Raw genomic sequence first — 24,288 nt, 5'->3', positions numbered from 1 at the left:
AAAGGAGTAGGATGACATGCCATTAATTACAGATGTATATGCACGTGAAGTTTTAGACTCTCGAGGAAACCCGACGATTGAAGTTGAAGTGCTGACAGAAAGCGGCGCTTTCGGTCGGGCACTCGTTCCTTCAGGCGCTTCTACAGGAGAACACGAAGCGGTAGAACTTCGTGATGGTGATTCATCACGCTTCTTAGGCAAAGGTGTAGAACAGGCAGTAGAAAATGTTAATGCTGTAATTGCACCCGAATTAATCGATGGAGAATTCACTGTCCTTGAGCAGGTCTCAATCGATAAAATGCTTATTCAGTTAGACGGAACGAAAAACAAAGAAAAATTAGGCGCTAATGCTATTTTAGGTGTATCGATTGCCGTAGCGAAAGCAGCCGCGGATCTTCTCGGCCAGCCTTTATATAAATACTTAGGCGGATTTAACGCTGTGCAGCTGCCAGTGCCGATGATGAATATTATTAACGGCGGTGAGCATGCAGACAACAGTATCGACATTCAGGAATTTATGATTATGCCTGTAGGCGCACCTACTTTTAAAGAGGCCCTCCGCATGGGGACAGAAATTTTCCACCAGCTTGCGAAAGTTTTATCAGCAAAAGGCTACAGCACCGCAGTCGGTGACGAAGGCGGATTTGCTCCAAACCTGAAATCAAACGAGGAAGCACTGGAAGTAATCGGCGAAGCGGTAGCAGCTGCCGGCTACGAACTCGGTTCAGATATCGTTCTTGCCATGGATGCAGCTTCAAGCGAATTCTTCAATAAAGATACGGGTAACTACGAGCTGAAAGGCGAAGGTAAAACTTATTCGTCGGAAGAACTTGTTAACTGGTACGGCGACATGGTTGAGAAGTATCCAATTATCTCAATAGAAGACGGTCTGGATGAAAACGACTGGTCAGGCACGAAACTTCTTACAGACAAAATCGGCGATAAAGTTCAGTTAGTCGGTGATGACCTGTTCGTAACGAACACTGAAAAATTAGTCCAGGGGATTGAACAAGGCGTTGCAAACTCAATCTTAGTTAAAGTAAATCAAATTGGTACGCTGACAGAAACTTTCGAAGCGATTGAAGTTGCCCAGCGCGCAGGCTACACAGCAGTCATCTCACACCGTTCAGGTGAAACAGAAGACACGACAATTGCCGATATTGCTGTTGCGACAAATGCCGGACAGATTAAAACAGGCGCACCGTCACGCACGGACCGCGTTGCTAAATACAATCAGCTGCTCCGCATCGAAGATGAATTATATGAGACAGGCACTTACAAAGGCCTCGCATCATTTTATAATTTGAATAAATAATTTGATGAAAACCCCTCTTGAGAGGGGTTTTTGTTATTTTGAGAGGGGTTAATTGACGATGTGGATGAGCAAGGTGTGCCAAAAAACGCTGACCTTGCACATAAATGATGCGCGGATGAGCAAGGTGCGTGAAAAAACGCTGACCTTGCACATAATTACTGCGTGGATGAGCAAGGTGAGCGAGAAAAACGCTGACCTTGCACATCCACTAAGGAAAGTGTATAGAGGATTAATAAAAAGAGGAATTTATCACAGAAACGCAATTTTTGTATGTTGAGTATTTATCAAAATAAGAGTCGACGGTCGCGTTTATATCTGCGAACTGTGGAACTGCTGACAGCACCTCCGCTGAAAGCAGAAATTCTTGCAGGAGATATTTCCCACGCTTCATTGATAGTTTTTAATTCATCAATTAGTATCGATACTATTTCGAAAGTAGTAAACTCTTTAGTGCATGAATGACAACAGTACTTGTATGAATTAACACGCACGAGCTCCGCAACCGAATCGCACTGGTAACAAAATACGCCAGTGCGGAGCTCGTCAAATTCAACATTCGCCGGGAGATCGTACATTGATTTCAGGAGCCGGCGGCTGTTGAGGTAGTCAGCGATATTGCCATGGTCATAACGATTGGGCTGACAAATTTTAGCAAGCCGCCGGTGCGTATTAGTGGGCACAAGCAGATTTTCCAAATTAGGCATGTTATAGATTGTCTGTGAAGGGTTCACAAACACGAGGTGTGAAGTAATATCGTAATTAAAACCGCCATTACGAATCAGAAAATCAAGCGAAGTGCGCTGGCGGTTCACCTGCATACTCAAGTCCTTATATTCGCGGCCGCTTTCAAAGAACCATGACTTCGTTCCGTAAATCAAATCGAAACCAAAATTTTTAACCTCGAAAGTATAAACACGGTCGCCAGCAATCAGCACGTTATCGATCTGCACTTCACTCATGCCGCTGGCTACTTTTAATGTTTCGGTACCGGAATCAATTTTAAAACGATAATCTTTCAAGTGATAAATTTCCTTGCCCCGCACGGCAGTATCGAGCAGTTTATCGAATCCGAGCTCGCCCTGCCAGCCGCGGGTCAATTTCTCCTTTTCTTTTTCTTCGGTTTCATCGAGCGGAGTACGTCTAGTCAGAATTTGCAATTGTTTAAGTTTTAAAGGGATTGTACGCATATCTATAACATAAAGATAAAGTAAATTATCTCCAAACAGCAAAAATTTAAAAAATGCAGCAGAACATTTACAGATTTCAACAAATAGAACGATGCCTCCAATGTAACAACTACATTACAAAACCTTCGTTTACATTGCACATACAGTAAATTTTTGGTACTATTTATACTGTTAATATAAATCGGAGGGGTATCTTCATGCAGACACTACTCATCGTTCTGTTAATCATCGTGTGTATATCGCTTATCGCTGTAGTGTTACTACAATCCGGAAAAAGTGCCGGTCTGTCAGGAGCAATCGGCGGCGGTGCCGAGCAGATGTTCGGCAAGCAGAAAGCGCGCGGTATGGACTTAATTTTACATAGAGCAACTGTAATTTTAGCAATCTTGTTCTTTATGATTATGCTGTTACTGACATACTTAGGTTAATACGTTAAAAGGTGAGCCGAATCCGATTAATCCCGGATTTTGGCTCTTTTTTTATGTTTGGAACGATGATTCTTTAGTATCCCGGACATTTAGCGTACAATAAAAGTAACACTATTTTGAGGTGACTTCATGAATATTAAACTACCTGAAAAATTTTACTTTAAAGAAGCGAGCGGAGACAGGGCGGTTCTGCTGCTCCATGGTTTTACGGGGAACACATCCGATGTAAGACAGCTCGGCCGTTATCTGCAGAAAAAAGGTCTCACTTCCTACTCGATAAACTATGAAGGCCATGCGGAACATCCGGAGAAAATTACTCAGTCTTCTCCCTTTGTATGGTATAAGCAGGCAGTCGAAGCTTACGATTTTTTAAGGAGTGAAGGCTGCAGCAATATTTTCGTTGCCGGTGTGTCGATTGGCGGAGTGATTGCGCTGCGCCTTGCAGCTGAGCGCGATGTAACAGGTGTCGGGACAATCTGCAGCCCAATGTACATGAAGGACGCGGAAACACTGTACGGGCAGTTTATCGCGTATGCAGAAAAATATTTGAAGATGTTTGAAAATAAAACGCCGGAGCAGATAGAAAAAGAAACAAAAAATCTGGAGATGACCGGAACTTTTGATGATATCAGCACGTTTATAAATCTGGTAAAAGGGAATTTAGAAGATGTTAATGTCCCGCTTTTTGTCGCTCAGGCAACTCACGATAAAGTGATTGATCCGGAGAGTGCCAAGGTAATATACAATGGCGCCGGGACTGATGAAAAAGAAATTAAATGGTACGATAAAGGCGGCCATGTACTGACTATAGATGAGAGCAAGGAAGAATTATTTGAAGATATATACAATTTTATTGAGCAGCACGAACAGCAGTATTAATAACAGATATGGAGGATTACAATGAGAGACTTTAAAGAAGAAATATTAGCCATTGTAAGTAAAGATGACTACAAACCGATGACAATAGATGATTTTAAAGAATCTTTTGGAGCGGATGATTCGGATGAATTCAAAGATATGGTGAAAACTTTAGTCTCTCTTGAAGAATCCGGTAAATTATACCGCACGAAAAAAGATAAATATATGAAGGTGCCTGACTCCAACAGAGTAAAAGGTACATTATCGATGCACAAACGCGGTTTTGGATTTCTGCGTCCCGAAGAAGAAGATATCGAAGATATTTTTATTCCGCCGAACGCTGTAAACGGTGCGCTTGACGGTGACACTGTGCTGGCAGAAGTCGAGACCAGTACGCGAGGCGACAAGACAGAAGGTCACGTAATTAGTATTATCGAGCGCGGCGTAACAAAATTAGTCGGGGAGTACAGTGCAAATGTTAATTACGGCTTCGTTGTACCTGACTCGAAAACATTCAAAACGGATATATTTATTCTGAGAGATAACAACTTAGGGGCTATTGACGGACACAAAGTGCTCGTTGAAATAACCAAATTCCCGGACAATCCCGACCAGGGCAATCCCGAAGGCCACGTAATTCAGATCTTAGGACATAAAAATGACCCCGGTGTCGACATTCTGTCGATTATTTACCAGCATGGCATCGACATCGATTTCCCTGATGAAGTGCTTGAGCAGGCGGAATCAGTGCCTGATGAAATCGATCAGGCTGATACGAAGGAGAGAGTCGATCTTCGCGACGAGTTTACAATTACGATTGACGGCGCCGATGCGAAAGATCTGGACGATGCTGTCAGCGTGAAAAAACTGGATAACGGCAATTTTGAACTGACGGTCAGCATTGCCGACGTCAGCCACTATGTAACAGAGAACTCTGCAATCGATAAAGAAGCATATCACAGAGGCACAAGTGTTTATCTGGTTGACCGGGTGATTCCAATGATACCGCACCGTTTATCGAACGGTATCTGTTCGCTGAATCCAAATGTCGACCGGCTGACACTGAGCTGCCGCATGGAATTTACACCGGGCGGTAAAGCCGTGGGCCACGAAATTTTCGAAAGTGTTATTAACTCGGACTACCGCATGACTTACGGCAACGTAAACTTAATGCTGGAAGATAAAGATGAGAGCGTCATTAATGAGTTCAAAGAAGTTTATCAGCCTCTGCTCGATGCTGAGGAACTTGCAGCGAGATTGCGTGCGAAACGCGAAAAACGCGGGGCAATTGATTTTGATTTTGCCGAAGCGGCTGTTGTTGTCGGTGAAGACGGCACACCGGAAGATATCGTTCTTAGAAACCGCGGAACGGGCGAAAAAATGATTGAGGAATTCATGCTGGCGGCCAACGAAGCAGTCGCAGAGCACTTCCACTGGATGGACGTGCCGTTTATGTACCGTATTCACGAAGAACCGAAAGAAGAGAAGCTGAGTAAATTCTTCGACTTCCTGACAGGTTTTGGTGTCGTTGTTAAAGGTAAAGGCAATCAGATTCACCCGCATGCTTTACAGGAAATTATTGAAGAAGTTAAAGACCGTCCTGAAGAAATGGTGATTTCCACGCTGATGCTGCGTTCGATGCAGCAGGCGAAATATTCACCTGAATCGCTCGGCCACTTTGGACTGGCGACGGAGTTCTACACTCACTTTACGTCACCGATCCGCCGTTACCCTGACTTAATCGTTCACCGTCTGATACGCGAGTATCTCTTTAAAGGAAAAACCGATGCGAAGACTATCCGCCGCAACAAGAGCGAGCTGCCTGAGATTGCGAAGCATACTTCAGAAAGAGAGCGGCGCGCCCAGGATGCAGAGCGCGACACGGATGATCTGAAGAAAGCGGAATTCATGATGAAGCATGTCGGAGAAACATTCGAAGGTGTAGTATCAGGCGTTATGAATTTCGGTATGTTTGTTGAACTGCCGAACACTATTGAAGGCCTGGTGCACGTCAGCAATATGACTGATGATCATTACAACTTCAACGAACGCGCTATGGCTATGCTCGGCGAACGTACCGGCACCATGTTCCGTATCGGCGACAAGGTTGAAATCGAAGTAATCGGTGTTAATCTCGAAGAGCGCCTGATTGATTTTAAAGTGGTCGGCATGCCTGATAAAAAACGTCCGGAAAGAAGACAAACACCGGTGGAAATTAAAGGCAGGTCAGAAAATAAAAAAGAAAAGACACGCTCACGTGAAAAGAAAGGAAGCTTCTCAAAGGGCGGCAAGAAAAAACCTTTCTATAAATCAGTGGCGAAAAAAGGCAAAGGAAAGAAGTAGAGGCTTATGAGTAAAAGCAACCAGAAAACGAGACCGCTGGCACAAAACCGCAAAGCGGGTCATGATTATTCTATCGATGACACGATTGAAGCGGGGCTTGTGCTTAGGGGTACTGAAATTAAATCGATCCGCCGCGGGTCGGCGAACTTAAAAGACTCGTATGCGCGGGTCTATAAGAATGAAATGTACGTTTATAATATGCACATTGCGCCGTATGAAGAGGGGAACCGTTTTAACCACGAGCCTCTCCGTACGCGCAAGCTGCTCCTGCACCGTAAAGAAATTAATAAGCTTAGAGGGCATATGCAGGAGCCGGGGAATGCAATTATTCCGCTTAAACTGTATATTAAAAATGGCATGTGCAAAGTGCTTTTAGGTATTGCGACAGGTAAGAAGAAATACGATAAACGCCAGGATCTGAAGAAAAAACAGATGAAACGCGAGATTGACCGTGCAATGAAGGAGCAGTTCCGTTAATTTGTCAACGGGTTTTTATCGTGTTATAATAATAAGTGCTCGGCAAATCAGCCGTAATATTAAATAATCCGGGGGCGTTCCGGATTCGACAGGGGCTATTCGGGCATTTTAAGCGTGTCGGAGGTTTCGGCTTCGTCATCAACGATACTCAGTTTATAATAACTGGCAAACAAAACAATTTCGCAGTAGCTGCCTAAGAGCGCTCTGCATCATCCCATGAGCTCGCCTATGGCCCGTGACGATGATTCAACTATAATAGGATACGCCCTTTAGTCTGCGGTCGGAAGACTAAATGGAAGAGATTAATCGGACTAGCATGGAATGAGGTTCGTTCATTGCCATCATTCATGTGAAACTTAATAATGAACTACACACGTAGAAAGAAATGCTGCGAGGTCTCTGGACGCGGGTTCAACTCCCGCCGTCTCCATATTGAATACCCAATCCTGGTGAAGGATTGGGTATTTTTTTGTATAAATGTTTAGCATTTATTTGAGGGGGAATACATTAACTGTACAAAAATACTATTTAATTAATTAAGGAGTGTTTTTAAATGGCGGAAAAAGACAGCAAATTAGAACAATTAAAAGGTAATGCAAAAGAAACAATCGGCAACGCTACCGGAGACAAAGATAAAGAAAAAGAAGGCAAGAACGAGAAGAATGCCGGTAAAGCAAAAGAGTATGTAGATAAAGCATCGGACAAAGCTCATGACTCTATCGACAAAGCGTCAGACAAAGTATCAGAAAAATTTAAAAAATAAATAAGAGCGAAAATGAGGCTGTATTTATTGCGGCTTCATTTTTGTGAATAAATGTTATGTTTGGATATAAGTTCAATTCATTAGTAAGATTGAATTGTAATTAAAAAATTAGGAGGCAGTTATAATGGCAGTTAAATATGAAATCAGTGCAGTAAACACAGGGGGCCGCAAAGGTCACGTGGCAACAGAAGACAAAGCGATTGATTCACCGGTAATTCCGCCGGATCAGGATGGCGAGGGTGTTAACCCTGAACAGTTATTCGCTGCGGGATATGCTTCCTGCTTTAACGGTGCCTTTGATTTAATGATTAAAAAAGGCGGTGTGCGTGATGCAGAGCCGGAAGTTACTTTAACAGTACGCCTTGAAGAAGATGGCGAAGGTGTTAAACTTGGTGTAGATATTAAAGCTAAAGTTAAAAACATGTCTCAGGAAGACGCTGAAAAATATTTAGAGCAGGCACACGATTTCTGCCCTTACTCTAAAGCAACACGCGGTAACATCGACGTGGATTTATCAGTAGAAGTAGTGTAATAATTTATAGAAGATAAAACCAGAGCCCCGTGCGGGCTCTTTTTTTATTGGTGTAAAGATGATGCTGGATTTTTTATAGTGATTTTAGGAATCTTATGTCGTTCATTGACCGGGTAGTGAGTTTAGTCAGTCAAAGAGTTTGGTTCATTGACCGGGTAGTGAGTTTAGTCAGTCAAAGAGTGATGAATTTATCCACGGGGGCACGCGCCACCCAGCAAAACCTAAAATTATTCAGCCACTATATCAAAAATCGCAGTCTTACCTTCTGAATTCATCAAGGGTTCAAATACAGCAACCATATTTTCAGGTGCGGATACTAGGCCGTAGGACATTTGGCCGGTTATACTTTCACCTGGAGCAAGGTCGGCAGGAAAGATGCTGTCGAGTTCGTAGCTGTGTGCGAGTTCACCGTCCGCTTCAAGCGTAATATCGCGTCTTGCCGGGAATGTCTGGTCTGTGCCGTTTTCATATGTAATGTCCAGAACGAGTACGCCGCTGACATCGATAATATTCGTATCGTTGCGCTCGTCTGTCATAACGGCATCATTAATTGTTACAGTAATGCCGCCGATTTCAACGGGTTCACCCAGCTGATAATTATCGTTCTCTGATTTTGCTGATTCGACTGCTTCTTCATCAACTTCATCGATTTCAATTTCATTTTCCTCTTCGCTGTCAAAAAGACCTTTATCCTCTTCAAGAGCTGCAGTCTCTGAAGATTCAGCTGTGCCTGTATTTTCTTTATCAGTATTATCATTGCATGCCGCAAACAGCATGGCTGAGAATGCCATCAAAGCCAGCAGTTTATTTTTTTTCATTTACTTTAACCCCCGGGATACTATAATGGTTTTATGATACCATTAGATTGAAATAGCTATCAATCGCATTCAGAATGCACAAAGGGGAAAATTCATGAATACAACGAAGATTGTCGTCACTTTATCAGGTCATAATGATGACGAAATTAAAGAAGAAATTCAAAAAGCGAAAGAGAATATAGACGCTTTTGATATCGTGGAAATACGCGGAGATGTTTTCGATGCGTTAAACCGCGAGGATCACGGCAAAAAAGTCAGATATATCATAGATTCTTTTAAACCGCTGAAAAAAGAAATTATTTATACATACCGCACAGCGAAAGAGGGCGGCAGCGGTTCAAAAACAACAGTTGAGTACGAAGCGCTCTTAAACGCTGTCTGCCAGACAATGGATATTGACTATATTGATATCGAAGTTCAGTCCGGCGATAAAATTATCGAATCTGTCTCCAAAACGGCACGTGACAATAATGTGAAATGCCTGATGAGTCATCACGATTTTAAGCGTACACCGTCTAGTGAGGAAATTTTATCGATTATTAATAAAATGCACACGCTCGGCGGAGATTTATACAAAGTTGCTTACTTCCCTCATGAAATGAAGGATGTGGACAAAGTCACTGGAGCTGTGAAAAGTGCTAAACAAAAGTACGGAGACAGAATAATTGGAATCTCTATGGGAGAACTCGGAAAAGACACGCGTACGGCAGAGGGAGAAGCGGCTTCGGCATTCACCTACGGCTTTGTATCAAGGGATGCGGCTCCGGGACAGATTCATGTAACACACTTGCGTGAAATATTTACCAGATAAAAATATTAAGCAATCTTTACAGCAGGTTAACGAAAGAATAATACCCAGCTGATAAAATGGGAACCAGAGGATATGAAAACTTAACTCTTCTCCCCAGCCCCTTTGTCCGAAACCTTCCCCTGAGGTTTCGGACTTTTTTCGTTTTTGCATATGTCTAATTTACTTTATCTGGGGTATTATAAGTGTAAGAATAATTTCTTATTCGGGAGGATAAAAATGATTACATTTTACGAATACCCTAAATGCACGACCTGCCGCAAGGGCAAAAAGTTTTTAGCAGATAATAATCTGGAGTTTACTGAAATTGATATGGTTAAGCAAGTACCGGCTAAAGATACGCTGAAAGGTATCCTCGACAAATCGTCGCATTCAATTGATGACTTTTTTAACAAGCGGGGCACTAAATTTAAAGAGCTCGGATTAAAAGAACGTCTTCAAGATCTGAGTGAAGAAGAGAAGCTGGAACTGCTCGCAAGTGACGGCATGCTGATTAAGCGGCCGATGGTTGTACTTGATGATGATGTGTTATTAGGTTTTAAAGAAGAAACTTATAAAAATGCATTATTGAATTAATTCACTTGCCTAAAGTACGGCAATTGTGCAACAATAAGTATGATAAGTTAAAAGGGAGGTTTTAGCGTGTCATTACCACAAGATTTAAAGTACAGCGAAGATCATGAGTGGATTAAAGTTGAAGGAAATACTGTAACAATCGGTATTACTGACTTTGCACAGTCTGAACTTGGAGATATCGTATTTGTCGAACTTCCAGAAGAAGGCGACGATATCTCTACAGGTGATTCTTTCGGCAGCGTGGAATCAGTGAAAACTGTTTCTGAATTATATGCACCGGTTTCCGGTTCTATAGTTGCTGTTAACGAAGAGCTTGAGGACAGTCCGGAGCTTGTTAACGAAAATCCATACGAAGGTGCTTGGATGCTGAAAGTTGAACTTTCAGATGAAAGCGAATTAGATAACCTTCTTGATGCTGCTGGTTACCAGGCAGTAATCGAGAAATAATAACTTAGCTCTGGACTTTTGTCCGGAGTTTTTTTAAAACCTATATTTATTGCTTAAAGTGAATTTATATTAAAAATTTAACTAAGGGTGATACGGATGAATCTTTCTGATAAAGTACTCATTGTTGAGGGGAAAACGGATAAGCGCAGATTGGAAGAAGTGCTGGTGGAACCTGTACAGATAATTTGCACCTTCGGGACGATGGGTATTTCAAAACTGGATGAGATTATTGATCAGCTTGGCGATTCTCAAATATTCATTTTATCCGACGCGGATAAGGAAGGAAGAAAAATTCGTAAATGGTTTAAAAAACATCTTAGTGAAAGTACGCATATTTATATAGATCCCAAATTCGGGGAAGTAGGACGCTGTCCGCATGACTACCTTGCAAACCTCTTGCTCAGACACGGTTTTTATGTAGATACGAGCTTAATAATGAAAGGTAAGTTTTATCGTGAAGGAAACAATCTCAACGGAAAATATATTAAAGAATATACAGGATAGAGAGCATTATATTATTTTTGGCTATGCAACGATGTGCAAAACATGCGATATCTCAGAAACGATGCTCAGCGTCGCGGCTGCTGCAAGAGAAATCAGCTATGAACGCATCAACTTAAATTTTTATAAAACACTGATAGATAAATATCAGATTCGTTCTGCGCCGGCACTGCTGCTGTTTAAAAACGGCAAACTCGTCAGGGAAGTCTACGCATTTCAATCTGTTACTTACTTAAACGAGGTTCTGGAAAAATTTCTGATTGACTAAGAAAGAATAGTCTGATAATATGAATTTCAATCAAATATTAACTCTTATCAAGAGTGGTGGAGGGATGTGCCCTTAGAAGCCACGGCAACCGTCATCGTGACAAGGTGCCAAATCACTGGATTAATATCCTCAGATGAGAGGCGTAATGAACGTTTAAAAGCCTACTCATTTTTGGAGTAGGTTTTTTTAATTGTTCTCCTGGAAAGGGAAGGGATTTATATATAATGATAGATATTAGTAATGTGACTAAAATATTTAAAACTAAAAATCAAAATATAACGGCAGTAGATCATGTCGGTCTGAATGTGAAGAAAGGTGAAATTTTTGGAGTTATCGGCTACTCGGGCGCCGGCAAATCCACGCTGATTCGTCTTTTGAACGGACTGGAGCAGCCGACGGAAGGGACTGTTACAGTAACCGGTGATGAAATCAGCGGCATGACGATGAAAGAACTGCGGCAAAAACGTCAAAAAGTATCGATGATATTTCAGCATTTTAACCTGCTCTGGTCACGGACTGTCGCTGAAAATATCAGCTTTTCGCTGGAAATCGCAGGTGTACCTAAAAAAGAACGGCAGCTGCGTGTTTCGGAACTGATAAGGCTGGTTGGTCTGGAAGGCCGCGAAAACAACTACCCGAGTGAGCTGTCCGGCGGCCAGAAACAGCGCGTCGGCATTGCGAGAGCGCTGTCGAATGAACCACAGGTTCTGCTGTGCGATGAAGCAACCAGTGCTCTGGATCCTGAAACGACAGATGAAGTGCTTGACCTGCTCGTCGATATTACGAAAAAGATGAACTTGACCATCGTGCTGATTACGCACGAAATGCATGTTATCAGAAAAATATGCGACCGGGCAGCTGTCATGGAAAACGGTAAAGTAGTGGAAGTGGGGGCGGTTATCGAACTGTTCCAGAATCCCCAGTCAAATGTAACGAAACGTTTCGTTAAGGATGATATTTCGGATGACGACCACGCAGTAGCCATGGAAGAAATAAAAGAAGCTTTCCCGACTTCAACTATCGTTAAGCTGACATTTGTCGGCACCCGCACAAAATCGCCGATTGTCTCTCAAGTTATCCGGAATTACGGTCTTGATGTAAATATCCTGTCAGGAAATATTAAGCAGACGAATCAGGAATCATACGGTCATCTTTATATCGCCCTAGATATTAATCAGGAAACACTGGAACAAATTACTGCAGAGTTTAAAAAACACGATGTCACGCTGGAGGTTGAAAGTAAATGAATGAATTTCTGACAGCATTTAAAGAAATGTTCGCCTTCGAAAACGTGAAATGGGATGCAGTTTTAGAAGCGACTTACGAAACAATTTATATGACCGTGATAGCAACTGCACTGGCCTTCCTGATCGGGCTGATACTCGGTATTATTTTATTCTTATCGAATAAAAGTCATAACGGTGTGTCAAAACCGGTTTACGGCGCAACATCATTTATTGTTAACCTCTTCAGAGCAATACCGTTTATCATTTTAATTATTTTAATTATGCCCTTCACAAAAGCAATTATGGGAACGGTAATGGGTTCAAATGGTGCGCTTCCTGCACTGATTATCGGTGCAGCGCCCTTCTTTGCCCGTCTCGTTGAAATCGGTCTGAAGGAAATCGACAAGGGTGTTATTGAAGCGGCTGAATCGATGGGAGCGAACGCGTGGACTATCATTTGGAAAGTGTTGATTCCGGAATCGCTGCCTGCTCTCATTTCCGGTATCACAGTGACATCAATTATGCTTGTCGGCTCTACTGCAATCGCCGGAGTTATCGGTGCGGGAGGTCTTGGTAACCTCGCCTATATGGTCGGCTTCACAAGAAACCAGCCGGATGTCACACTCGTTGCAACTGTAGTAATCCTGATCATCGTTTTTATCATCCAGATTATTGGAGATACTCTGTCTAAAGCAGTCGATAAACGCTGATCTAACAATAAAAACTATAATGAAAAGAGGCTATTACATGAAGAAGATTTTTGGTATTGTCACTCTGTTTGCACTCGTATTAGTTTTAGCAGCCTGCGGTAACGGTTCTGACTCAGAAGAAAGTGCTGAAGGAGAGCCGACTGAAATCTCAGTTGCGGCATCACCTGCACCGCACGCTGAAATTTTAGAAAGAGCAGCTGATATTTTAGCTGAAGAAGATATCACAGTTAACGTGGAAATCGTTAACGACTACACTACGCCTAACAGATTGCTTGCTGATGAAGAAGTGGATGCTAATTTCTTCCAGCATACACCTTACTTGGATGGTGAAACTGAATCGCACGGTTATGATTTAACAAGCATCGGCAACGTACATATAGAGCCAATGGCAGTATATTCAAACGATTATGATTCACTGGAAGATATTCCTGACGGGTCGACAATTTTAGTGTCGAATAACCCTGCTGAAGAAGGACGTTTCCTGTCATTCTTCGTAAATGCAGGTCTGGTTGAAATCGAAGAAGGCATCGAAATCCAGGATGCGACATTTGATGATATAACAGAAAACCCGCACAATTTTGAGTTCGATAACAATACAGCACCTGAGCTGCTGGTAAGCATGTACGAAAATAACGAGGCGCCTGCAGTAATTATCAACGCGAACTTCGCGATCGACGGGGGCTTAAGCCCGGTTGACGATTCAATTGCTGTAGAGGAAGGAGACTCGCCATACGCTAACCTTATCGCTGTAAGAACAGGCGATGAAGAACGTCCGGAACTGCAAAGATTAATCGAAGTATTGCAATCGGAAGAAATGGTTCAGTTCATTGAAGAAGAATACGACGGCACTATTATTCCAGCTGAATAGCAGAGATTTTTTAAAAGCACTCCTCTGTGAGTGCTTTTTTGATTTCGACGAAAAGAACTGTCTATCTAAAATGACTTTAAAAAACAAACCTGAAATGACCAGTCTCAATCAGCCATTTCAGGCTTGTTTTATATCGTCAGCACAATCATCAATATAAATAAGATGATTAGATATATCAGTGAATATTTTAAATTAATATTTGCCCAGCGCTCTTTATTATCAGTCTGCAATCCTTTCACAGACAGGAAAATCCATCCTAAAGTCAGAATCAGCGAGACGGTAAAGAATATCCAGCCGAATGTTCCAAGCAGGATAAACGGCACAGGCACGAGGGCGATAACATAATACAGGTTTTGTCTGATCGTCGCATCGACTCCGATAACGACCGGAAGCATCGGCACGCCGGCTCTTGTATAGTCAGCGAGGCGTTTAACAGCGATAGCCAGCGTATGCGGAATTTGCCATATAATTAATATGTAGAATAAGGCAATCGGGACAACATGAGCAGCGGGGGCAATTACAGCCCAGCCGATCAGCGGTGTAAATGCACCGGAGATACTGCCTATTATCGTATTAATTGTGTACCGGCGTTTCGACCAGAATGTATACAGGACGACGTAGAAGAACCAGCCTAAAAATGAATATACTGCTGCTTCTATTGTTGTTATCAGCATGAGAGCCAGTCCGATTACTGTCGTTGCGACCGCAGCAATCAGTACACCTTTTAAAGGAAAAGAGCCGGTAACGGTCGGACGCTGCTGAGTACGGTCCATTTTTTTATCAAGATCGTATTCAAACCAGTTATTGAACATCAGTGCACCGGAAATAACGAGGGTGCTGCCGGCCATCGTTAAAATAAAAAGCACCCAGTGATCGGTAAAGTTTTCGCCGTTAAAGTACAAAGCGAGCCAGTAAGCTGTAAATACGGGCAGTACATTGGCAGCGAGGACCTTACCTTTTAATAAGTATTTTATATCGATCAGCAAATTTATAAATTTTGACGAACTGTGTGTTGAAGTATTATGTGTATTCAAAAAAATTCCCTCACAAGTGTTATAATCAATACAGTATATTATATCAGTACAGACTTATTCGCGAAATGCGGGAATAGATAAATTATGTGAACGAAAAGATGTTTCTGCAGTCATAGTACAGGGTATAAATAAAATTAACCGGAGGAGGAGAGCTTTAATGGAAAATAATGAACGGTCCTACAGTAATACAGTCCATAACGGTTTTGACAAAACACTGGTTATTATCACCTATGTGTTAATGTTTTTTACCGCCGTTATCGGTCCGTTAATTGTCTGGGTAATTAAAAAAGATGATGATCCTGCAACGGAAGTTGCTTTGCGAAATTTAGTGAACTTCGGTATTTCCTATACAATTTATTTAATTATTGCAGGCTTAACGGCGATAATACTCATCGGTTATATACTGACACCGATTATTACCGTCGCATTTTATATATTTATTATTATCGGGATTGTTAAATCATCGGACGGCGAAATTTACAAAGCGCCGTTTACGATTGATTTTATAAAGTAAAACCCCTTTGCCAGGCAGCAGAAGCTGTCTGGTTTTTTACTGTCTGATAAATTGCACAGAATCATGAGTAATGGTAAAATTAAAGTGTATTTTAACTATAAGATGGACGGGAGGAACTAATATGAATGACTTTAATAATTCACCGAATACCGGTTTTGACAGCACACTGGTTTTAGTTTCTTATATCGTGTCACTTTTTACAGCAGTAGTTGGACCGCTTATAATCTGGGCTCTGAAAAAAGATGATGATCCGCTTACATCTGATGCACTCCGTCACGTTGCAAATTTCGGATTATCATATACAATTTACATGTTTGCTGCATGGCTGACATCAATCATTCTGATTGGACTTGTACTCGGTCCGATAGTAACGATTGCATTTTACGTATTTGCGATTATCGGAATCGTTAAAGCTGTTAATGGAGAGGTCTATAAACCGCCGTTTACAATCGATATTTTCAAATAGACAAAAGTAGATAAAATACTTCTAAATGATAGAATAGTCATTTAGAAGTGTTTTTATTTTTTTAATGACAAGACTCATATTAAGAAGCTGAACCCTTTAAACTGCGCGCTTTTTGGGGTATAATATATAGGTGTTGCAAGGAGTCTGGTACTTTGACTATAGATTAGAATTATTATAAACTATAAGAGTATTAGAAAATCTTAAATTTCAATTGGAGGATTAGACATGGCATCTGTTTTAGAAATTAAGAATCTACACGTTGAAATAGACGGTAAAGAAATATTAAAGGGTGTTGATTTAACACTTAAGCAGGGTGAAATCCACGCTGTAATGGGACCAAATGGTACTGGTAAGTCTACACTTGCGCAAGCTATCATGGGTCACCCGAGTTATGACGTTACAGAAGGTGAAGTTCTTCTTGACGGTGAAAACATTCTTGAAATGGAAGTAGACGAGCGTGCTAAAGCTGGTTTATTCCTCGGTATGCAGTATCCATCAGAAATCTCTGGTGTAACTAACTCTGACTTCCTTCGTTCTGCAATTAATGCACAGCGTGAAGAGGGCGACGAGATTAACTTAATGCAGTTCATTAAGAAATTAGATAAAAACATGGAATACCTTGAAATGGATCCGGATATGGCTACACGTTACCTTAACGAAGGATTCTCAGGCGGAGAGAAGAAACGTAACGAAATTCTTCAGTTAATGATGCTCGAGCCTAAATTCGGTATTTTAGATGAGATTGACTCCGGTCTTGACATCGATGCTTTAAGAGTTGTATCTGAAGGTATCAACAAGCTTCGCGGCCAGGAATTCGGTTCTTTAATCATCACTCACTACCAGCGTTTACTTAACTACATTACACCTGACGTTGTTCACGTAATGATGAGAGGTAAAGTAGTTAAATCAGGCGGGAAAGAACTTGCTGAACGCCTTGAGTCTGAAGGTTACGACTGGATTAAAGAAGAACTTGGCATTGACGACGAAACTGTCACTGAAGACAAATAAGACGGGAGGATCACTATGGCTACTGAATTAAATGCATTCGAACTGAACAAGGAAGAGATTATTGCCACTGCAAATAACAGAGGCGAATCTGAGTTCCTGCTCGGTAAAAGAAAAGAAGCAGTAGAACAATTTGATAGTCTTGACATGATTAAACCTGACAAGACTAAGGTAGACAAATGGGATTTCTTTAACGTAACTTCACCAGTTGTTGAGAGCAGTACTTACAACTCTCTTGACGAACTGCCGGAAGCTGTTAAAGGATTAATTGACCTGGATAACAGTAAAAATATATATGTACAGCACAACAACACACCAGCTTACCTTCGTTTAGATGAAAAACTGAAAGCAAAAGGTGTTATTGCTGAAAACATCATCGACGCAGCAAATAATCATCCTGAACTTCTTGAGAAGTACTTTATGACTGAAGGCGTTAAAATTGATGAGAACAAACTAACGGCATATCACGCTGCATTATTAAACGGCGGTATTTTCATTTATGTGCCTAAAGATGTTCACATTGAAGACCCGATTCAGATGGTAGTACTCCACGACGACAAAGATGCTTCATTATTCAACCACGTTCTGATTGTTGCAGATGAAGGTTCTGAAGTAACTTACGTTGAGAACTACTTTACCAACCTTGAAGCGTCAACTGAAAAAATTAATATCGTCTCAGAAGTTATCGCGTTAAATAACTCTAAAATCACTTACGGCTCTGTAGATTTCCTGCCGAAAGAAATGACTGGTTATGTTAACAGACGCGGTGTTGCAGCAGATGATGCAAATATCGACTGGGCTTTAGGGCTGATGAACGATTCAAATATCATTTACGACAACACAACTTATCTGAACGGAGACCGTTCTGAATCAGATCTTAAGATTGTAACTGTAGGCCGCGGTGAAACGAAAGCGAATTTCACTACGCAGATTATTCATTACGGTAAAGATTCAAACGCTCACATTCTTAAGCACGGTGTTATGAAAGACAGCGCTACTAGTATCTTTAATGGGATCGGCTACATTAAGCATGGTGCCACAAGAGCTGACGCACAGCAGGAATCACGTATTCTGATGCTGAGTGAAAAAGCGCGCGGTGATGCTAACCCGATTCTTCTTATTGACGAAGACGACGTTACAGCAGGGCACGCAGCTTCAGTCGGCCGTGTTGATGATCTGCAGCTCTTCTACCTGATGAGCCGGGGTATCGCGAAGAAAGAAGCAGAACGTCTTGTAATTCATGGTTTCTTAGATCCGGTAGTTAAAGCATTGCCTATCGAATCTGTCAGAAAACAACTCAAAGAGATTATCGAGCTTAAGGTACTATCTTAAGGAAGGGAGGGCTCTGACGAATGGATATACAAAAAATCCGTCAGGATTTCCCGATACTTGGTGAACAGGTAAACGGAAAAGACCTCATATATCTAGATACATCAGCAACGAGTCAGACACCATTAAAAGTAATCGAGGCTATGAACGATTATTACAGAGAGTATAACTCAAACGTTCACCGCGGTGTGCATACACTCGGAACGAAAGCGACAGATGCGTATGAAAAAGCGCGTATGAAAGTACGCAGTTTTATCAATGCAAAACGCTTTGAAGAAATCGTTTATACGCGCGGAACTACGGCGGCAATTAATTTGGTTGCCCGCAGCTTCGGCGATTTGGTTATTGAAGAAGGCGATGAAATCGTCGTTAACGAAATGGAACACCACGCTAACATCGTCCCCTGGCAGCAGCTTGCCAAGCGAAAAGGTGCGGAACTTGTCTTTATTCCCCTGGAAGAAGACGGAACGATAGCGCTTGAAAGTGTGAAAAAAGCGATGAGCGACAAAACAAAAATCGTTGCGATTACACATGTATCAAATGTACTCGGCACGATTAATGATATTAAGCCGATTGCTGAAATAGCCCATGCTCACAATGCGTATATTTCTGTTGACGGTGCACAGGCTGTACCTCATATGGCAGTTGACGTGCAGGACTTGGACGTCGACTTCTACGCATTCAGCGGACACAAAATGCTCGGACCGACAGGTATCGGTATTTTATACGGCAAAGCTGAGTTGCTTGATAAAATGGAGCCGATTGAATACGGTGGAGATATGATCGATTATGTTTATAAAACCGAATCGACATGGACGGATCTTCCTGTGAAGTTTGAAGCGGGAACTCCGATGATTGCCGAAGCTGTCGGTTTAAATGCAGCAATCGATTATATTACCGAGCTCGGCCTCGATAATATTTATCAGCATGAGAAAGAGCTTGTTCGCTATGCCTATGACAAAATGTCTGCAATCGAAGGAATTGAAATATATGGTCCCGGCAAGGACGACCGTGCAGGACTTATCACTTTCAATCTTAAAGGCATACACCCTCACGACCTCGCAACTGCGCTGGACTCAGAAGGAATTGCTGTTCGCGCCGGTCATCACTGCGCTCAGCCGCTGATGAAATGGTGCAAGGCATCGTCGACAGCAAGAGCAAGTTTTTATATATACAACACGATTGAAGAAATCGACCAGTTTATTGAAAGTCTGGAAAAAACGAAGGAGTTTTTCTCGTATGAATTTTAACAACCTGAATCAGCTGTATCGCTCAGTTATTATGGACCACTACAAAAATCCCCGGAATAAGGGTGTAATTGAAGATGGTTCGATGACAGTTGAAATGAATAACCCGACTTGCGGTGATGAGATTCAGCTCACATTGAACGTTGAAGAGGGCATCATTAAAGATGTTAAGTTCCAAGGAGAAGGCTGCTCAATTTCCATGTCCAGCGCATCTATGATGACAGAAGCTATTATGAATCAGCCTGCAGACAAAGCGTTAGAAATGGCTGCTGAGTTTTCGAATATGATGCTTGGTGAGGACTACCATATTACTGACGATATGGGCGACATTGAAGCGCTGCAGGGAGTAAGTCAATTCCCTGCACGTATTAAATGTGCAACACTCACTTGGAAAGCACTGGAAAAAGGGTTTAAAGAATCCGATAAAAATTAGTATTGAGGAGCGATCATATATGGTTAAGCAAGCACCGGATATTGGCGATTACAAATATGGTTTCCACGATAAGGACGTTTCTATTTTCCGTTCTGACAGAGGATTAACTGAAGAAATCGTCCGTGAAATATCTAAAATGAAAGAAGAGCCGCAGTGGATGCTGGACTACCGTCTCAAGTCTCTGCAGCACTTCTATGACAGACCAATGCCTTTATGGGGCGGAGATTTATCGGAACTTGATTTCGATGAAATTACGTATTATGTAAAACCGTCTGAACAGACTGAACGTTCATGGGATGAAGTACCTGATGAAATTAAACGTACGTTTGACAAATTAGGTATTCCTGAAGCTGAACAGAAGTACTTAGCAGGGGTTTCTGCTCAGTATGAATCTGAAGTTGTTTATCACAACATGGAGAAAGATCTTGAAGATAAAGGTGTTATCTTTAAAGATACTGACTCCGCATTAAAAGAGAACGAAGAATTATTCAAAGAATATTTCGGTACAGTTGTTCCGTTTTCAGATAATAAATTCTCAGCACTAAACTCGGCTGTATGGTCGGGCGGATCATTTATCTACTGCCCTCCGGGAGTTAAGCTTGATACACCATTACAGGCATACTTCCGTATCAACTCTGAAAACATGGGTCAGTTTGAGCGTACTTTAATCATCTGTGATGAAGGCTCAAGTGTTCATTATGTTGAAGGTTGTACAGCACCGACTTATACGACAAACTCACTGCACTCTGCAGTAGTTGAAATCATCGTTAAACGCGATGCATACTGCCGTTACACGACAATCCAGAACTGGGCAAACAACGTATATAACCTGGTTACAAAACGTACTTTCGTTGATGAAAACGGAACTATGGAATGGGTTGACGGCAACATCGGTTCTAAGATTACAATGAAATACCCGTCAATTTTCCTTAAAGGTGAAGGTTCACGCGGTATGACATTATCTATCGCTTTAGCAGGTAAAGGACAATTGCAGGATGCTGGTGCGAAAATGATTCACCTTGCGCCAAACACATCTTCTACAATTGTTTCTAAATCAATTGCTAAAGGCGGCGGTAAAGTTTCTTACCGCGGTCAGGTTCACTTCGGACGGAAAGCACACGGTGCACGTTCAAACATCGAGTGTGATACGCTGATTATGGATAATGAATCTACTTCGGATACTATTCCGTACAACGAAATTTTAAATGATAACATCTCTCTTGAGCACGAAGCAAAAGTTTCGAAAGTGTCAGAAGAGCAGTTATTCTATCTGATGAGCCGCGGACTTGGTGAAGAGGAAGCGACAGAAATGATCGTAATGGGCTTCATCGAACCGTTTACAAAAGAACTGCCAATGGAATATGCAGTAGAAATGAACCGCTTAATTTCCTTCGAGATGGAAGGTTCAATCGGTTAATAGATTTAAAAATATTGTCAGCCGCCGCATTAATTTGCGGCGGTTTTTTGTGTTATTTTATTTTTTACAGTATTATTTAAAAAATTCAGAAAAAAAGTGTAGATAGTATTTTATAGGGTATTGGTATAAATATAATTCAGGGGGGATTACATGGGAGAAGATACAAAGACAAAAGGAAAAAGTTCAAAAGACATTAGTCAGAAGTTTCCGCATACATATGCGATACTCCTGTTCATCGTTATTTTAGGAGCAGCACTCAGCTACATAATTCCAGCCGGTGAGTACGAACGCGTGGAAGTGGAGGACAGAGTTGAAGTAATCGGAGGCAGTTTCCATTCTGTTGAACAAAATCCTGTATCGTTTATGGATCTGATTATGGCTATTCCGACAGGGTTAAATGAAGCAGCAGATATTATTTTCTACATATTCCTTATCGGAGGTGCATTCGGAGTGATTCGTAAAACCGGTGCACTGGAAGCAATTATTCAAAAAGTGATGAACAATGTTCAAAAAAATGAACTGCTAGTAATTCCGATAATTATGACGGTTTTTTCTATACTTGGTTTTACTACAGGAATGTCGGAAGAGGCAATTATCTTTGTGCCGATCGGTATTATGCTGTCAGTTGCGCTCGGCTACGATGCTCTGGTCGGAACAGCCATGGTAACACTCGGTGCGGCTGCGGGCTTTATCGGCGGGATGTTTAACCCATTCACAGTCGGTATTGCTCACGGAATTGCAGAACTGCCGATATTTTCAGGATGGGCTTTCAGACTGGCAGTTTATTTTGTAGTGTTGCTGATTGGCATTTTATTTGTTATGTCTTATGCTAAAAAAGTTAAGAAAAATCCAAAAAGCAGTCTGGTTTATGAAGAAAGCCAAACAGGCCAGCTCAATTTCACGGAAGATGCGCTTGTCTTGACCGAACTTAGAAAACGGCACATCGTCATTATAGTTTTATTTGCCCTGACGATCGCAATAAACGTTTACGGTATTTTTGTTCATGGATGGTTCTTAACGGAACTGGCAGCGAACTTCTTTATCGTCGGCATCATTATCGGTTTTGTCGGCGGTCTAAAATTGAATACTGTATTTGATGCATTTATTGACGGTATGAAAATTGTTGTTTACGGAGCGATTATTGTCGGCTTTGCAAGAGCGATACTTGTCGTGCTGGAATCGGGATTGATTATTGATACAATTATTTACAGTCTGAGTGCGGTGCTTGATAATGTACCGACTGCCCTGACGGCAATCGGTATGCTCGGGGTCCAGGTAATTATTAACTTCTTTATTCCGTCGGGTTCCGGTCAGGCGATGACGACGATGCCGATTATGGTACCTATTTCCGATCTCCAGGGAATTTCAAGACAGGTGGCTGTACTCGCCTATCAATATGGAGATGCTATAACTAACAGTATTATACCGACCTCGGCTTCACTGATGGGCGTTCTTGCTGTCGCAGGTATTCCCTATATAAAATGGGTTAAATTCGTCTGGAAATTAATTATTATATGGTTAATCATAGCGGCAATTGCACTGGTGATTGCAACGCTGATTAACTTACAGTAAAACATGAATGGGCAGCGTCTGCTGTCCATCTTTTTTATAATACTTAAGACTGATTATTCTGACATTAAATTGACACATTTATATTTAGTGCTAACCTGTAATTATATACAAAAAATGGGAGGCGTATTAAATGGGTCATACGTGGATTAAATTGTCGGTGCTTTATCTTGTGATTGGTATTTCAGTGGGACTGTTTATGTCGTATACGATTCAGCTTAACTGGGCTGCAGGACATGCGCATGTTAACGTAGTCGGGTGGCTGTCAACACTCGGCATCGGTACAGTGTTATCAATCTACCCTCATTTAGCAGAAAACGGTCTCGGAACAGCCACATTTTGGCTGTACCATATCGGCGTTCCTTTATTTCTCTTCAGTACATTTTTCGTACAGGTTAATCCCGGCGTTGCACATATTTTTACATTTATAGGCGGATCGATGTTCCTCGCCGCAATTATTCTCTTCGGCGTCAATCTCTTCCTCAATTTAAAAGAAGAAGATGTCCGGAAATATAAACGCGTGCCTTAATATTTGTATCATTTAACTTTCAAGTCTTATAATAAGAATAACAACTTATAAAGGCAGGGAGATAAATGGATAATTTACAGGTATTTTATGACAATGCTTTAACACCGGATGATTATCGTGAAAAGCTCACAGATTTAAAAGACGGATTCGATAAAATTTATAACGAACATGACATAACGAAAGATAATGAATTTGAGAACTTCAAGAATAGTGAGATGAAGCTGCTCGTTATCGCTGAACCCTGGTGCGGTCACTGCATGCTTAACCTTCCAATTCTGTTTAAGCTCGCAGAAGAAGCTGGCATAGATGTGAAAGTAGCACTGCGTGACGATAATGAAGAACTGATGAACGGTTACTTAACTAACGGCAACAAAGTAATTCCAAAAGTCATTGCGATTAACAAAGAAGAAAAAGAAGCAGCAGTATGGGGCCCGCGTGCACCGATGACGACAGTTATTCAAAAGGATATTATGAAAGATATGCCGGAAAAAGGCACGGAAGAATACGATGCAGCATTTAAATCTGCAATCACAGAAATGAAGGAAAAGTTCAAGACATCACCAGAACTGTGGGATGCTGTAGAAAAAGATTTAAAAGCAACGTTAATTGTACAATAAGAT

Annotated in this window: 28 protein-coding genes, 1 other RNA gene and 1 riboswitch; of the genes, 26 read left to right on the top strand and 3 right to left on the bottom strand. The window is 41.6% G+C overall.

The genetic code is table 11. The features are described 5' to 3' along the window. The first annotated feature begins 16 nt into the window (after window positions 1-16). Entirely contained in the window at window positions 17-1,315 is a 1,299-nt protein-coding gene (gene eno / locus DFR63_RS11085) for a phosphopyruvate hydratase (protein WP_115886011.1), read from the top strand. A 284-nt stretch (window positions 1,316-1,599) separates the two neighbouring features. Here eno and DFR63_RS11075 read toward each other — a convergent pair whose 3' ends face one another. After that, on the bottom strand, window positions 1,600-2,502 hold the full coding sequence (locus DFR63_RS11075) for a nuclease-related domain-containing protein (protein ID WP_115886009.1): 903 nt from the start codon (window positions 2,500-2,502) through the stop codon (window positions 1,600-1,602). Window positions 2,503-2,699: 197 nt separating this feature from the next. On the opposite strand from DFR63_RS11075, the gene secG reads away from it, so the two are divergent. The 7 genes from secG to DFR63_RS11040 all read left to right on the top strand — a co-directional run bounded on the left by secG (window position 2,700) and on the right by DFR63_RS11040 (window position 7,903). Continuing rightward, on the top strand, window positions 2,700-2,930 hold the full coding sequence (gene secG / locus DFR63_RS11070; protein ID WP_115886008.1) for a preprotein translocase subunit SecG: 231 nt from the start codon (window positions 2,700-2,702) through the stop codon (window positions 2,928-2,930). A gap of 129 nt (window positions 2,931-3,059) precedes the next feature. Further along, on the top strand, window positions 3,060-3,809 hold the full coding sequence (locus DFR63_RS11065; RefSeq protein ID WP_115886007.1) for an alpha/beta hydrolase: 750 nt from the start codon (window positions 3,060-3,062) through the stop codon (window positions 3,807-3,809). A 21-nt stretch (window positions 3,810-3,830) separates the two neighbouring features. Then, window positions 3,831-6,131, top strand: a complete 2,301-nt coding sequence (rnr, locus tag DFR63_RS11060; protein WP_115886006.1) for a ribonuclease R — start codon at window positions 3,831-3,833, stop codon at window positions 6,129-6,131. Window positions 6,132-6,137: 6 nt separating this feature from the next. Continuing rightward, window positions 6,138-6,608 carry an SsrA-binding protein SmpB gene (gene smpB, locus DFR63_RS11055; RefSeq protein WP_115886005.1) on the top strand — a complete coding sequence of 157 codons (471 nt, stop codon included), beginning with the start codon at window positions 6,138-6,140 and terminating at the stop codon, window positions 6,606-6,608. 70 nt (window positions 6,609-6,678) lie between these two features. Beyond that, window positions 6,679-7,041: a transfer-messenger RNA gene (ssrA, locus tag DFR63_RS11050) on the top strand. Between the two features lie 120 nt (window positions 7,042-7,161). Further along, entirely contained in the window at window positions 7,162-7,371 is a 210-nt protein-coding gene (locus DFR63_RS11045; RefSeq protein WP_115886004.1) for a CsbD family protein, read from the top strand. 124 nt (window positions 7,372-7,495) lie between these two features. Then, the gene (locus DFR63_RS11040; protein WP_115886003.1) at window positions 7,496-7,903 is read left to right on the top strand and encodes an organic hydroperoxide resistance protein; all 408 of its coding nucleotides are present in this window, start codon (window positions 7,496-7,498) and stop codon (window positions 7,901-7,903) included. A 227-nt stretch (window positions 7,904-8,130) separates the two neighbouring features. Here DFR63_RS11040 and DFR63_RS11035 read toward each other — a convergent pair whose 3' ends face one another. Further along, window positions 8,131-8,721 carry a DUF4352 domain-containing protein gene (locus tag DFR63_RS11035; protein ID WP_115886002.1) on the bottom strand — a complete coding sequence of 197 codons (591 nt, stop codon included), beginning with the start codon at window positions 8,719-8,721 and terminating at the stop codon, window positions 8,131-8,133. A 94-nt stretch (window positions 8,722-8,815) separates the two neighbouring features. Between DFR63_RS11035 and aroD the strand changes: the two genes are divergently transcribed. From aroD to DFR63_RS10995, 8 genes are all read left to right on the top strand, one after another. After that, complete coding sequence (aroD, locus tag DFR63_RS11030; RefSeq protein WP_115886001.1) at window positions 8,816-9,532, top strand: type I 3-dehydroquinate dehydratase; 717 nt, start codon at window positions 8,816-8,818, stop codon at window positions 9,530-9,532. Between the two features lie 216 nt (window positions 9,533-9,748). Next, window positions 9,749-10,105, top strand: coding sequence for a Spx/MgsR family RNA polymerase-binding regulatory protein (locus DFR63_RS11025; RefSeq protein WP_115886000.1), 357 nt, complete (start codon window positions 9,749-9,751; stop codon window positions 10,103-10,105). 66 nt (window positions 10,106-10,171) lie between these two features. After that, window positions 10,172-10,552, top strand: a complete 381-nt coding sequence (gcvH, locus tag DFR63_RS11020; RefSeq protein ID WP_115885999.1) for a glycine cleavage system protein GcvH — start codon at window positions 10,172-10,174, stop codon at window positions 10,550-10,552. A gap of 96 nt (window positions 10,553-10,648) precedes the next feature. Beyond that, entirely contained in the window at window positions 10,649-11,056 is a 408-nt protein-coding gene (locus DFR63_RS11015; RefSeq protein WP_115885998.1) for a toprim domain-containing protein, read from the top strand. After that, complete coding sequence (locus tag DFR63_RS11010) at window positions 11,007-11,321, top strand: thioredoxin family protein (protein WP_162842347.1); 315 nt, start codon at window positions 11,007-11,009, stop codon at window positions 11,319-11,321. Before DFR63_RS11015 ends, DFR63_RS11010 begins: the two co-directional genes overlap by 50 nt. A gap of 41 nt (window positions 11,322-11,362) precedes the next feature. Next, window positions 11,363-11,461: riboswitch (SAM riboswitch) on the top strand. 84 nt (window positions 11,462-11,545) lie between these two features. Continuing rightward, on the top strand, window positions 11,546-12,568 hold the full coding sequence (locus DFR63_RS11005) for a methionine ABC transporter ATP-binding protein (RefSeq protein WP_115885996.1): 1,023 nt from the start codon (window positions 11,546-11,548) through the stop codon (window positions 12,566-12,568). After that, a complete protein-coding gene (locus DFR63_RS11000; RefSeq protein ID WP_115885995.1) occupies window positions 12,565-13,257 on the top strand; it encodes a methionine ABC transporter permease in 693 nt (230 codons plus the stop codon). Before DFR63_RS11005 ends, DFR63_RS11000 begins: the two co-directional genes overlap by 4 nt. A 37-nt stretch (window positions 13,258-13,294) precedes the next feature. Next, window positions 13,295-14,125, top strand: coding sequence for a MetQ/NlpA family ABC transporter substrate-binding protein (locus DFR63_RS10995; protein WP_115885994.1), 831 nt, complete (start codon window positions 13,295-13,297; stop codon window positions 14,123-14,125). A 128-nt stretch (window positions 14,126-14,253) separates the two neighbouring features. Here DFR63_RS10995 and cyoE read toward each other — a convergent pair whose 3' ends face one another. Further along, window positions 14,254-15,159, bottom strand: a complete 906-nt coding sequence (cyoE, locus tag DFR63_RS10990) for a heme o synthase (RefSeq protein WP_115885993.1) — start codon at window positions 15,157-15,159, stop codon at window positions 14,254-14,256. Window positions 15,160-15,316: 157 nt separating this feature from the next. Here cyoE and DFR63_RS10985 point away from each other — a divergent pair, with 157 nt between their 5' ends. The 10 genes from DFR63_RS10985 to DFR63_RS10940 all read left to right on the top strand — a co-directional run bounded on the left by DFR63_RS10985 (window position 15,317) and on the right by DFR63_RS10940 (window position 24,285). After that, window positions 15,317-15,673, top strand: a complete 357-nt coding sequence (locus DFR63_RS10985) for a DUF4870 domain-containing protein (RefSeq protein WP_115885992.1) — start codon at window positions 15,317-15,319, stop codon at window positions 15,671-15,673. Between the two features lie 121 nt (window positions 15,674-15,794). Next, on the top strand, window positions 15,795-16,139 hold the full coding sequence (locus DFR63_RS10980) for a DUF4870 domain-containing protein (protein WP_115885991.1): 345 nt from the start codon (window positions 15,795-15,797) through the stop codon (window positions 16,137-16,139). 225 nt (window positions 16,140-16,364) lie between these two features. Next, complete coding sequence (sufC, locus tag DFR63_RS10975; protein ID WP_115885990.1) at window positions 16,365-17,147, top strand: Fe-S cluster assembly ATPase SufC; 783 nt, start codon at window positions 16,365-16,367, stop codon at window positions 17,145-17,147. A 15-nt stretch (window positions 17,148-17,162) separates the two neighbouring features. Beyond that, window positions 17,163-18,476 (top strand): Fe-S cluster assembly protein SufD, encoded by a 1,314-nt coding sequence (gene sufD / locus DFR63_RS10970; RefSeq protein ID WP_115885989.1) that lies wholly within the window; start codon window positions 17,163-17,165, stop codon window positions 18,474-18,476. A gap of 20 nt (window positions 18,477-18,496) precedes the next feature. Next, window positions 18,497-19,723, top strand: a complete 1,227-nt coding sequence (locus DFR63_RS10965) for an aminotransferase class V-fold PLP-dependent enzyme (protein WP_115885988.1) — start codon at window positions 18,497-18,499, stop codon at window positions 19,721-19,723. Beyond that, complete coding sequence (sufU, locus tag DFR63_RS10960; protein ID WP_115885987.1) at window positions 19,713-20,153, top strand: Fe-S cluster assembly sulfur transfer protein SufU; 441 nt, start codon at window positions 19,713-19,715, stop codon at window positions 20,151-20,153. The genes DFR63_RS10965 and sufU overlap by 11 nt, the downstream gene beginning before the upstream one ends. 19 nt (window positions 20,154-20,172) lie before the next feature. Continuing rightward, on the top strand, window positions 20,173-21,570 hold the full coding sequence (sufB, locus tag DFR63_RS10955; RefSeq protein ID WP_115885986.1) for a Fe-S cluster assembly protein SufB: 1,398 nt from the start codon (window positions 20,173-20,175) through the stop codon (window positions 21,568-21,570). 150 nt (window positions 21,571-21,720) lie between these two features. Continuing rightward, window positions 21,721-23,142, top strand: coding sequence for a YfcC family protein (locus DFR63_RS10950; RefSeq protein ID WP_115885985.1), 1,422 nt, complete (start codon window positions 21,721-21,723; stop codon window positions 23,140-23,142). Between the two features lie 130 nt (window positions 23,143-23,272). Next, window positions 23,273-23,668, top strand: coding sequence for a hypothetical protein (locus DFR63_RS10945; RefSeq protein ID WP_115885984.1), 396 nt, complete (start codon window positions 23,273-23,275; stop codon window positions 23,666-23,668). A 65-nt stretch (window positions 23,669-23,733) separates the two neighbouring features. Continuing rightward, entirely contained in the window at window positions 23,734-24,285 is a 552-nt protein-coding gene (locus DFR63_RS10940) for a thioredoxin family protein (protein WP_115885983.1), read from the top strand. Window positions 24,286-24,288 lie beyond the last annotated feature (3 nt).

The sequence above is a fragment of the Jeotgalicoccus halotolerans genome, from assembly GCF_003387165.1.
Lineage (GTDB): Bacteria > Bacillota > Bacilli > Staphylococcales > Salinicoccaceae > Jeotgalicoccus > Jeotgalicoccus halotolerans.
Note: the sequence above shows the minus strand (reverse complement) of the source record. Positions and strands in the feature narration are given on the sequence as shown.

Coding starts and splice junctions, on each gene's coding strand:
- eno (WP_115886011.1), top strand. CDS start 17: ATGCCATTAATTACAGATGTATATGCACGTGAAGTTTTAGACTCTCGA.
- DFR63_RS11075 (WP_115886009.1), bottom strand. CDS start 2,502: ATGCGTACAATCCCTTTAAAACTTAAACAATTGCAAATTCTGACTAGA.
- secG (WP_115886008.1), top strand. CDS start 2,700: ATGCAGACACTACTCATCGTTCTGTTAATCATCGTGTGTATATCGCTT.
- DFR63_RS11065 (WP_115886007.1), top strand. CDS start 3,060: ATGAATATTAAACTACCTGAAAAATTTTACTTTAAAGAAGCGAGCGGA.
- rnr (WP_115886006.1), top strand. CDS start 3,831: ATGAGAGACTTTAAAGAAGAAATATTAGCCATTGTAAGTAAAGATGAC.
- smpB (WP_115886005.1), top strand. CDS start 6,138: ATGAGTAAAAGCAACCAGAAAACGAGACCGCTGGCACAAAACCGCAAA.
- DFR63_RS11045 (WP_115886004.1), top strand. CDS start 7,162: ATGGCGGAAAAAGACAGCAAATTAGAACAATTAAAAGGTAATGCAAAA.
- DFR63_RS11040 (WP_115886003.1), top strand. CDS start 7,496: ATGGCAGTTAAATATGAAATCAGTGCAGTAAACACAGGGGGCCGCAAA.
- DFR63_RS11035 (WP_115886002.1), bottom strand. CDS start 8,721: ATGAAAAAAAATAAACTGCTGGCTTTGATGGCATTCTCAGCCATGCTG.
- aroD (WP_115886001.1), top strand. CDS start 8,816: ATGAATACAACGAAGATTGTCGTCACTTTATCAGGTCATAATGATGAC.
- DFR63_RS11025 (WP_115886000.1), top strand. CDS start 9,749: ATGATTACATTTTACGAATACCCTAAATGCACGACCTGCCGCAAGGGC.
- DFR63_RS11015 (WP_115885998.1), top strand. CDS start 10,649: ATGAATCTTTCTGATAAAGTACTCATTGTTGAGGGGAAAACGGATAAG.
- DFR63_RS11005 (WP_115885996.1), top strand. CDS start 11,546: ATGATAGATATTAGTAATGTGACTAAAATATTTAAAACTAAAAATCAA.
- DFR63_RS11000 (WP_115885995.1), top strand. CDS start 12,565: ATGAATGAATTTCTGACAGCATTTAAAGAAATGTTCGCCTTCGAAAAC.
- DFR63_RS10995 (WP_115885994.1), top strand. CDS start 13,295: ATGAAGAAGATTTTTGGTATTGTCACTCTGTTTGCACTCGTATTAGTT.
- DFR63_RS10985 (WP_115885992.1), top strand. CDS start 15,317: ATGGAAAATAATGAACGGTCCTACAGTAATACAGTCCATAACGGTTTT.
- DFR63_RS10980 (WP_115885991.1), top strand. CDS start 15,795: ATGAATGACTTTAATAATTCACCGAATACCGGTTTTGACAGCACACTG.
- sufC (WP_115885990.1), top strand. CDS start 16,365: ATGGCATCTGTTTTAGAAATTAAGAATCTACACGTTGAAATAGACGGT.
- sufD (WP_115885989.1), top strand. CDS start 17,163: ATGGCTACTGAATTAAATGCATTCGAACTGAACAAGGAAGAGATTATT.
- DFR63_RS10965 (WP_115885988.1), top strand. CDS start 18,497: ATGGATATACAAAAAATCCGTCAGGATTTCCCGATACTTGGTGAACAG.
- sufU (WP_115885987.1), top strand. CDS start 19,713: ATGAATTTTAACAACCTGAATCAGCTGTATCGCTCAGTTATTATGGAC.
- sufB (WP_115885986.1), top strand. CDS start 20,173: ATGGTTAAGCAAGCACCGGATATTGGCGATTACAAATATGGTTTCCAC.
- DFR63_RS10950 (WP_115885985.1), top strand. CDS start 21,721: ATGGGAGAAGATACAAAGACAAAAGGAAAAAGTTCAAAAGACATTAGT.
- DFR63_RS10945 (WP_115885984.1), top strand. CDS start 23,273: ATGGGTCATACGTGGATTAAATTGTCGGTGCTTTATCTTGTGATTGGT.
- DFR63_RS10940 (WP_115885983.1), top strand. CDS start 23,734: ATGGATAATTTACAGGTATTTTATGACAATGCTTTAACACCGGATGAT.